Annotated in this window: 10 protein-coding genes; 7 read left to right on the top strand and 3 right to left on the bottom strand. The window is 63.3% G+C overall.

Going from position 1 to position 8984, the window contains the following annotated elements:
* Positions 1–156 precede the first annotated feature (156 nt).
* Positions 157–480 (bottom strand): AzlD domain-containing protein, encoded by a 324-nt coding sequence (locus VGH41_RS04715; RefSeq protein ID WP_331596183.1) that lies wholly within the window; start codon positions 478–480, stop codon positions 157–159.
* A complete protein-coding gene (locus VGH41_RS04710) occupies positions 477–1223 on the bottom strand; it encodes an AzlC family ABC transporter permease (RefSeq protein WP_331596182.1) in 747 nt (248 codons plus the stop codon). Before VGH41_RS04710 ends, VGH41_RS04715 begins: the two co-directional genes overlap by 4 nt.
* A 223-nt stretch (positions 1224–1446) precedes the next feature.
* Here VGH41_RS04710 and VGH41_RS04705 point away from each other — a divergent pair, with 223 nt between their 5' ends.
* From VGH41_RS04705 to moaC, 7 genes are all read left to right on the top strand, one after another.
* Positions 1447–2370: a branched-chain amino acid transaminase gene (locus tag VGH41_RS04705; protein ID WP_331596181.1), complete on the top strand. Its 924-nt coding sequence runs from the start codon at positions 1447–1449 to the stop codon at positions 2368–2370.
* A gap of 71 nt (positions 2371–2441) precedes the next feature.
* Positions 2442–2636, top strand: coding sequence for a zinc-finger domain-containing protein (locus VGH41_RS04700; protein WP_331596180.1), 195 nt, complete (start codon positions 2442–2444; stop codon positions 2634–2636).
* A gap of 163 nt (positions 2637–2799) precedes the next feature.
* Positions 2800–3825 carry a lipopolysaccharide heptosyltransferase II gene (gene waaF, locus VGH41_RS04695; RefSeq protein ID WP_331596179.1) on the top strand — a complete coding sequence of 342 codons (1026 nt, stop codon included), beginning with the start codon at positions 2800–2802 and terminating at the stop codon, positions 3823–3825.
* Between the two features lie 143 nt (positions 3826–3968).
* Positions 3969–4415 carry a nuclear transport factor 2 family protein gene (locus VGH41_RS04690; RefSeq protein ID WP_331596178.1) on the top strand — a complete coding sequence of 149 codons (447 nt, stop codon included), beginning with the start codon at positions 3969–3971 and terminating at the stop codon, positions 4413–4415.
* A 34-nt stretch (positions 4416–4449) separates the two neighbouring features.
* Positions 4450–5601, top strand: a complete 1152-nt coding sequence (locus VGH41_RS04685) for a YheT family hydrolase (protein WP_331596177.1) — start codon at positions 4450–4452, stop codon at positions 5599–5601.
* Positions 5594–6181, top strand: a complete 588-nt coding sequence (locus VGH41_RS04680) for a DUF2946 family protein (RefSeq protein ID WP_331596176.1) — start codon at positions 5594–5596, stop codon at positions 6179–6181. The genes VGH41_RS04685 and VGH41_RS04680 overlap by 8 nt, the downstream gene beginning before the upstream one ends.
* Before the next feature lie 98 nt (positions 6182–6279).
* Positions 6280–6756, top strand: coding sequence for a cyclic pyranopterin monophosphate synthase MoaC (gene moaC, locus VGH41_RS04675; protein ID WP_331596175.1), 477 nt, complete (start codon positions 6280–6282; stop codon positions 6754–6756).
* A 59-nt stretch (positions 6757–6815) separates the two neighbouring features.
* Here moaC and VGH41_RS04670 read toward each other — a convergent pair whose 3' ends face one another.
* On the bottom strand, positions 6816–8597 hold the full coding sequence (locus VGH41_RS04670; protein WP_331596174.1) for a PglL family O-oligosaccharyltransferase: 1782 nt from the start codon (positions 8595–8597) through the stop codon (positions 6816–6818).
* Between the last annotated feature and the right edge of the window lie 387 nt (positions 8598–8984).

Genomic DNA, 8984 nt, shown 5'->3' with positions numbered 1-8984 from the left:
CGCAGCGTCGCGCAGTGATCCGGGAGCCAACCATTTTAACTGATCGCCATCCCGTTCTGCTCTGCACCAAAACGAATGTCCCGTATTTGGGAGACAAGCACCGGACACGCGCCTATGCTGCGACGCAGTATTGGCGGCCCTCACGGTCGGTTTTCCTTAAAAAACAAGACGCAGCACGGTAAACACCACCATGCCGACGACAATCGTGCCGAGCATGGTCCGCCGCCACAAATACCAGCCCAGACCGGCGAGGGTGGCATAAAACTCGTGGTTCGCCAGCGAGAACGACAGTCCCTCTGGCGTGACCAGCACGTCCGGCAGGATCACCGCCGCCAGAGCCGCGGCCGGCGCGTAGCGCAACATCCGCTGGACGCGCTCGGGCAAAACGGTACGTTCGCCGCCGATCAGAAACATCGCGCGGGTCAGGGCGGTCACGAACATCATGCCGAACACGGCGAGCCAGATCTGGGTGCTGGTCATGGCGCATCTCCGGCGCCGTTGCGAATGCGGCGCAGATCGGCGCGCTCGACCATCAGATCCGCGCCGCTGCCCGCGACGATGGCCGCGAGCACCGCGAGCGGGAGCGCGAGCCGGTACGGCAAGTCGATTGCCAGCAGCGCGACGATGCCCGCGACGCTGACGGCCGCGAGCGTCGCGCGGCTATTGATTGCCGACACCATCACCGGAATCAGCACCAGCGTGCCGGCGAGCGCCAGACCCCATTTATCCGGAATCAGGCTGGCGAGCAGAATGCCGAGAATCGACGAGACCTGCCAGGACAGCCAGCTTGCGCTCGCCATGCCCCAGAAGTAGGCCTCCTTGCCGGGCACGTAACCTGTCGGAAAGCTTTTTTTCTGGAACAGCAGATAGATGACATCGCCGTTGAAGTAGCCGAGCACGACGCGGCGCCACAACGACAGATAGGAAAAATGGGGCGCGAGGCCGGCGCTGAAGATCACGAAACGGGTATTGACCATGGCCGCGGTCAGCAGCACGGTCCAGACCGGCAGTTTGGCGGCGAGCAGCGGCAACACGGCCAGTTGCGACGAACCGGCGTAGCACAGCAGCGACATGGTGAGCGCTTGCGGCAGCGTGAGCACGGATTTGCTCATGGCGATGCCTGTGACGAGCCCCCAGGAGAAAATTGCCATCACCGTGGGGGAATAGTCGCGCACGCCTTCGCGAAAGGCACGGCGGTTGAGATCGGACAGGCTTGCGAGCATGAGACGAAACGCCCTGCCGCGGGATGGCGCCGCGACGGCATGAAGTCGGCGCCAGGTTGTCGAGCACCCGCTGGCGCATCCGGATTTGTATGATGCGTGGGCCGGATTATAGCGTCCGGGGTGCGGCCAAATGCCCGTTCAGTGTGCAAAAGACGTTAAAATAACGGACTTCGCCGAGTCCCGCGGCTTGGCGCACCTCACAACCGCACCGCTGGAGAATCGTATGTCAATGGCCGACCGCGACGGCAAGATCTGGATGGATGGCAAGCTCATCGACTGGCGCGACGCCAAGATCCACGTCCTCACCCATACGCTGCATTACGGCATGGGCGTCTTCGAAGGCGTGCGCGCCTACAAGACGGCCGACGGCGGCACGTCGATTTTCCGTCTGCAGGAACATACCAAGCGTCTGCTGAATTCGGCCAAGATCTTCCAGATGGCCGTGCCGTTCGACCACGAAACGCTCGCCGCCGCGCAGCGCGAAGTGGTCCGCGAAAACAAGCTCGAATCCTGCTACCTGCGCCCGATCATCTGGGTGGGCTCGGAAAAGCTCGGTGTGTCGGCCAAGGGCAACACCATCCACGTGGCCATCGCCGCGTGGCCGTGGGGCGCTTACCTCGGCGAAGACGGCATTGCCAAGGGCATCCGCGTGAAGACCTCGTCGTTCACGCGTCACCATGTGAACGTGTCCATGGTGCGCGCCAAGGCGTCGGGCTGGTATGTGAACTCCATCCTCGCCAACCAGGAAGCGATTGCCGACGGCTACGACGAAGCCCTGCTGCTCGACGTGGACGGCTACGTCTCGGAAGGCTCCGGCGAAAACTTCTTCCTCGTGAATAACGGCAAGCTGTACACGCCGGATCTGTCGTCGTGCCTCGACGGCATCACGCGCGACACGGTCATCACGCTCGCGCGCGACGCCGGTATCGAGGTGATCGAAAAGCGCATCACGCGCGACGAGGTCTATACCTGCGACGAAGCGTTCTTCACCGGCACTGCCGCCGAAGTCACACCCATCCGCGAACTGGACAACCGCACCATCGGCTCCGGCGCGCGCGGCCCGATTACGGAAAAGCTGCAAAGCGGCTTCTTCGACATCGTGAACGGCAAGAGCGAAAAGTACGCGCACTGGCTGACGAAGATCTAAGTCTGGAAAGTCTGAAATCGCGGCGGGCTGCCTGACGGCGCCCGCGACCTGCCCCCACAGAGAAAGCCCTCATGAGCGAAATCAAGGAAATGCCGCTGGTCGAACTGTCGGCAAAAGACCTGCCGGCGTATTGTCCGAATCCCGCAATGCCGCGCTGGAGCGCGCATCCGCGCGTGTTTCTGGACGTCACGCACGGCGAAGCGAAATGCCCGTATTGCAGCACGCGCTACAAGCTGCGGGACGGCGAAGTGGTCAAAGGCCATTGAGCCGCACCGCGCTCGCTGAACTCGCTCATAAAATCAGGCCGCAGCAGCGGCGAGGCCAATCGTTTGGGCTTCGCGCGGTGCATGTGGCCGCTCCCCTAGAAAAACCTGAACGCTGCACGCGAGTGCGCGCAGCGCTTCCTTTCGACATCGGAAACCCTCCCTGATGCGTCGCGCGTTGGTTATCGCACCGAACTGGATCGGTGACGCATTGATGGCGCAGCCGTTGTTTTCGCGCCTCGTGAAACTGCATCCGCGCATCGCGATCGACGCGGTCGCGCCCTCGTGGGTCGCGCCCGTGCTCGAACGCATGCCCGAAATACGCGACGTCTACGCCACGGATCTCGCGCACGGCAAGCTGCAGATGCTGCGTCGCTGGCAACTGTCGAGCGATCTGCGCGATGTCGGCTACGACGCGGCCTACGTGCTGCCGAATTCGTTCAAATCGGCGCTGATTCCGTGGATGGCGAGCATCCCGCTGCGCATCGGCTATACCGGCGAAAGCCGTTATGGGCTCCTGAATGTGCGCCACGCGAATCCCCGCAAGGACGAACGTCCGCCGATGGTCGGCCATTACGCAGCCCTGGCGTACAAGCCAGGCGCGAAAATACCCGACGATCTGCCGACGCCGCGGCTCGAAACCGATCTGAACGAAGCGTCGCGCGTCTCGGCCCGCTTCAATCTGGACACACGCGTGCCGCTGCTGGTGTTCTGCCCGGGCGCCGAATACGGCCCGGCCAAGCGCTGGCCGCCCGAGCATTTCGCGGCGCTTGCGCAGATCGTCGGCCAGTCGTTTCCGTACACGCAGATCGTCGCGCTCGGTTCGCCCAAAGATGCGCCGCTCGCCCAGGCAATTGCCGAGCGCGCGCCGAACGTGCGCAATCTGTGCGGGCAGACCGCGCTAGGTGAAGCGTGCGCGCTGATCGCGCGAGCCAACGCGGTGGTCACCAACGATTCCGGCCTGATGCACGTGGCGGCAGCGCTGCGGCGCCCGCTCGTGGCGGTCTACGGGTCGACCGATCCGCGCCATACGCCGCCCTTGTCGGAGCTCGCGAAGGTACAATGGCTGCATCTCGAATGCAGTCCCTGTTTTCAGCGCGAGTGTCCGCTTGGGCATTTGAACTGCCTGCGGCAACTGAGCGCCGAACAGGTGTTCGGCGACCTGCGCGGCATGCTGCTCGCGCAACGCTGAACCTTCCGACACCCGCACGCCGCGTTGCAAAGCCGCCACGTTGCGTCATGCCCGCGCCTTGCGGCGTGGGCATCCTTAGGGTTGTCCCGCTGACTTGATTGCTGTCCCGCAACCGCGCGCCGCGCACAAGAGACTGACGAGCCATGCCACGTTTTGCCCACATCTTCGAAGCCGCTGCGGATACCCTCAACGCCTATTACCAGGCGGTCGCGGAGGTCAACATCGACAGTTTGATGGGCCTGTGGATCGACGAGGAGTTCGCCAGCTGCATCTGGGCCGACGGTTCGCACCTGCATGGCCTCGACAACATCCGCGCCGGACTGGCCATCCAGCTCGAAGCGTTGCCGGTTTCGATCGAACCCATCGACATTCGCGTCTACGACAGCCTCGGCACGGTCGTCTATGCGATCGCCGAGGCGCACCGCCCGGCTGACCCGAAGGCTACGCCCAGCATGGTCTTCACGACCTACGTGATGGTCCATGAGCGCGGCGAATGGAAAATCGCACATATCCACGCAAGTGCGATGCCGAACGAAGCGGCCAATCAGTTTGCTGCGAAAATGCGTCATGGCCAGGGGTCGTTGCACTGACGGCACCCGTTTTTCGCTTTTTCCGGTCGCAGCTATGAGTACGACGCACAACAAGACCGTTTCTTCTGGAACCGCACGCGTGACGGTCCGCGAGGCGAGCGTCGAGATGTTTTATCGGGCGCCGCTCTGGCTGCCGAACAGCCATATCCAGACCATTGTCCCCGCGCTGTTTGCGCGTTTGCCCGCCGTGTCGTACCGGCGCGAGCGCTGGGATACGCCGGACGGCGACTTCATCGAACTCGACTGGCTCGTGCATGAGCCACCTGACGGACAGCGGCGCGCGGCCAATCCCGCGGCGCGGGTGACGGTTGGCACCCAGCCGGGCGCCGCGCATGGTGCTTCCCTCACCCTGGGCAATCCGGCGCATGACGGAGGCCCCTCTTCTCACGCGCCGCTTTTCGTGTTGTTCCACGGCCTCGAGGGCAGTTCCGCGTCGCACTATGCCCGCACGCTGATGGCCACTGCACGCGAACTCGGCTGGCACGGTGTCGTGCCGCACTTCCGCTCGTGCAGCGGGCCGCTTAACCTGTTGCCGCGTTTCTATCACCTCGCCGACAGCGCCGAGGTCGACTGGGTGCTGCGGCGCCTGCGTGAAACGCATCGCGGGCCGATCGTCGCCGCGGGTGTGTCGCTGGGCGGCAATGTGCTGCTTCGCTGGCTGGGTGAACGGCGCCAGGACGCGTCGTTTCTGACGGCCGCCGCGGCAATCTCCGCGCCGCTCGACGTGCACGCCGGCGGCCGCATGCTATCGCAGGGTTTCGGCAAGATCTATACGCGCAGCTTCCTGAAGACGCTGAAGACGAAGGCACTGCAGAAGCTCGAACAGTATCCGGGTCTGTTCGACGCCAATGCGATGCTGGCAAGCCGCACTCTGTACGAGTTCGACAACGTGGTGACCGCGCCGCTGCACGGCTTTCGCGACACGGACGACTACTGGACTCGTGCGACCACGCGCCCGCTATTGCCTGAAATCACGGTCCCCACGCTCGTGCTGAACGCCCGCAACGATCCGTTCCTGCCGGGCGCCGTGCTGCCGGGGCGGCACGAAGTATCGGCCGTGATCGAACTGGATCAGCCGCAACATGGCGGGCACGTCGGCTTTATGACGGGGCCGTTTCCGGGGCGGCTGGACTGGCTGTCGCAACGGGTTTTCAACTACCTCTCCCCATTCGTCGACCATGGATGACATCGTTCGCCAGGCGCTCGCCAAATGGCCCAACGTGCCGCATTGCACCGGCTGGCTGCTGCTCGACCGGCGCGGTAACTGGCGCATGCGCGACGACGAGGCCCAGGCCCGCGGCGCAGCGGGCGAGCCGATCCGCCACGCGGCGCTGCTCGCTTTCATCAACCGCAACTACGAAGCGGATGCGAGCGGCCAGTGGTACTTTCAGAACGGGCCGCAGCGGGTCTACGTGGAACTCGGCTACACGCCCTGGGTGGTGCGTCTGGCTGCCGGCGCGGATGCTGTGCTGACGCTGACCGATCAGGCCGGAAACCCGTTCGAGCCAGCCTCCGCGCTGATCGACGATGCGGGCGGCGTGCTGTTCGCGGATACGTCGGCGCCGCCGCGCGTCGCTGTGCTGCACGATCACGATCTCGAGCTCTTCTCCGAACACGCCGATCTCGCGGAGGACGGCCGCAGCGGTCGTTTCCATTGGCGTGACGGAGTGACGCTGCCCCTGGAGACCGTGCCCAAGGACGAGGTGGCGGTGCGGTTTGACTTTGTCGCGAGTCCGGCAGACAAGGCGAAAGCCGCGCGCGCCTAAGCGCCCAGATGGACCGGAACCTCTTGATACGCGAGGCGCGTGCCGCGTGCTCATGACACCGCACTGTTATGATGAGCGCCCTCAGAAGGAGCCCCACCATGCCTGAACTCACTCATTTCGACGCCGCCGGACAAGCACATATGGTGGACGTCGGCGGCAAGCAGGAAACCCGACGGATTGCCGTCGCACGCGGTTCGATCCGCATGCTGCCCGATACCTTCGCGCTGATTCGCGACGGCAGCGCCAAGAAGGGTGACGTGATCGGGATTGCGCGTATCGCCGCCATCCAGGGTGCCAAGCGCACCGCCGATCTGATTCCGCTGTGTCACCCGCTCGCGCTAACGCGCGTCACGGTCGACTTCGAACTCGACGAGACGCTGCCGGGCGTGCATTGCACGGCGCAGGTCGAGACGCTGGGACGAACCGGTGTGGAGATGGAAGCACTGACCGCCGTGCAAGTGGGTCTGCTGACGGTCTACGACATGTGCAAGGCGGTGGATCGCGGCATGACCATCAACGACGTGAAGGTGCTTGAGAAGCACGGCGGGAAGTCAGGGGATTGGGTGGCGGCTTGAGTTGAGCGCTGCCGCGCCCAACCGCCCTTACCTCTCACCCCGCCACGCGACGACGCGAATCAGTCGTCGCTATCGTCGTCCTGGTTGACGTCCGGTGCCGGGGTACCGTACTTCTTGACCAGTTCCGCCTTAAAGCTCACGAGACTCTTCTGCTCGTCGCACAGCTCATACAGATAGGCCAGCTGCGACGGCCAGTCCTTCAGCTCCACCGCGAAAATCCGCAAACGCTCGACCGTATCGAAAGCGGCATTCGTGTCGCCGCTCAACGCCTGCAGCACCGCATAGCGGCGCAGCACCGTTTCTCCCGGCAGAAGCGCGAGCGCCTGCTTGTGCATCGCGAGCTTGTGATCCAGGTCCATCGCGTTCATGGGTTGCAGCGTGGCCATTCCATACTCGCCCCAGGCGCCGAACAGGAACGACGGATCCGCCTGATACTGCTCGGCCGGACGCGAGCCGTAATACAGCACCTCGGCGCGGTTGTAATCGCGAAAGACCGGATACAGCGCAGCCAGTCCGCCGATCACGACCACCGTGAAGACACCCAACGACAGCTTGCCCGCCACCAGCCGCAACGGACGCGTTTCCAAAAGACCGAGCACGAACATTGCCGGCAGCAGGAAGAACATGTATTGCTGCGGATACTCGACGAGCGCGTGCATCACCAGCACGCCGATCAGCGCAACGCCGAACACGCGCGCTGCGGTATGCGGCACACGCAACACCCGTACGAACCAGGCGACGAGCCCGAGCAACACGATCGCAAGGCCGATCAGGCCGGTCTTGCCGAGCAGGTCGAGGAAGATGTCGTGCGAATTGTTGGCGATTTCGACACCGCCCAGCGTCCGTACGAAATCGAACTGATAGCGTGGAAACTCGCCCCAGCCCACGCCGAGCAACGGATGCGTCTTGAACATCGTCCAGCCGTATTTCCACAGCGCGATACGCGGCGCAATCTGGCCGGCATCCTTGAAGCGGTCGGCGGCCGAATCGTCGAGGTCCAGCTGATAATGCACGTTGGCCCAGCGAATCAGCGCGTTGACGATAAAGAACAGCACGCCAAGCGCAACCGGAATCAGCCATTCACGATTATTGCGGCGTAGCGCCGGGTTACGGCGGATTTCGGCAAACGCCATCCAGAAACCCGCAACGACGATCACACCCATCTGCAGCCAGGGGCCGCGCGAGACAGTCAACGCCAGACCGACCGAAAAGATGATCGACAGGAGTGCCCAGACGATCACGTTCAGCTTGCGCGTCTGCACGAGGAACAAGGCCGCGGCCATCGCAAACGCGATATACGTGGCAAGGTGATTGGCCTGCGCCATATTGCCGAACGGCCGGCGCTTGACGGCGATGTTGTACGCGACGACCAGCGGTGTCACCTTGGTTTCCAGATGAAACAGCTGTACGACCTGACAGAACACGGCAAACAGACCACCGACGATCAACGCGCCGGCCATCCACCGCAGCGTCGACCCGGTCAGCCCGGCGCGGGTCAGGCCATAACCTGCATGCGTCGCCATAAAGGCCGCCAGCAGATAACCGGCTCCGAGCCAGTTCATCGACGGCTGCGAAACCGGCAATACGAAGGTCTGCAGGATCAGCAACAGTCCGAACAGCAGGGGCACGAGCGCGACGGTGGGCGACGCAAAGGTGATCCGCGGCTGCGACGTCCCCACCAGCAGCAAGACCGCGGCGCTCGTCAATACGTACAGCGTCAGCGCGGTAAATTCAGCGTAAAAGGTCGGGATCGGATAGGTATGGTTGACCACTGCATAAGGCAGAATCAACGCACAAGCCAACAAAACAAGAGATAGAAATCGCGCAAATGGGGTGGGCATGAGTAACCGGGGGCGTCAGCAACCGGCGCACTATACAAAAAAATCCTCCTGCTGTGCGCCGGACCGCAATAAATATCCCGAAATCAGCGGGTTAGCTGCGGCGATGGTTGAAAGCGCTGGCTTGGCGCGCGACGGTTGTGTGCCGGGTTTGAGAGCCGTTTCTGCAAGCTGCATCGGGCCGCGTTGAGCAGCCTCAGGTCGAACTTGGGCGCACTGTCGCCGCATTTGGCGGCCCGCGTTTGGGAACCTCACTTATGAGGCGCCATTTGTGAGCCGCACTTGTTTGCCCCAATTTGTGAGCCGCCATTTGTGAGCTTCCATTTGTGAGCTTCCATTTGTGAGCTTCCATTTGTGAGCCCGCATTTGTGAGACCGCACTAATGGAAGC

Source organism: Paraburkholderia sp., assembly GCF_036488795.1.
In the GTDB taxonomy this organism is placed as follows: domain Bacteria; phylum Pseudomonadota; class Gammaproteobacteria; order Burkholderiales; family Burkholderiaceae; genus Paraburkholderia.
This window is presented reverse-complemented; position numbering and strand designations above follow the sequence as displayed.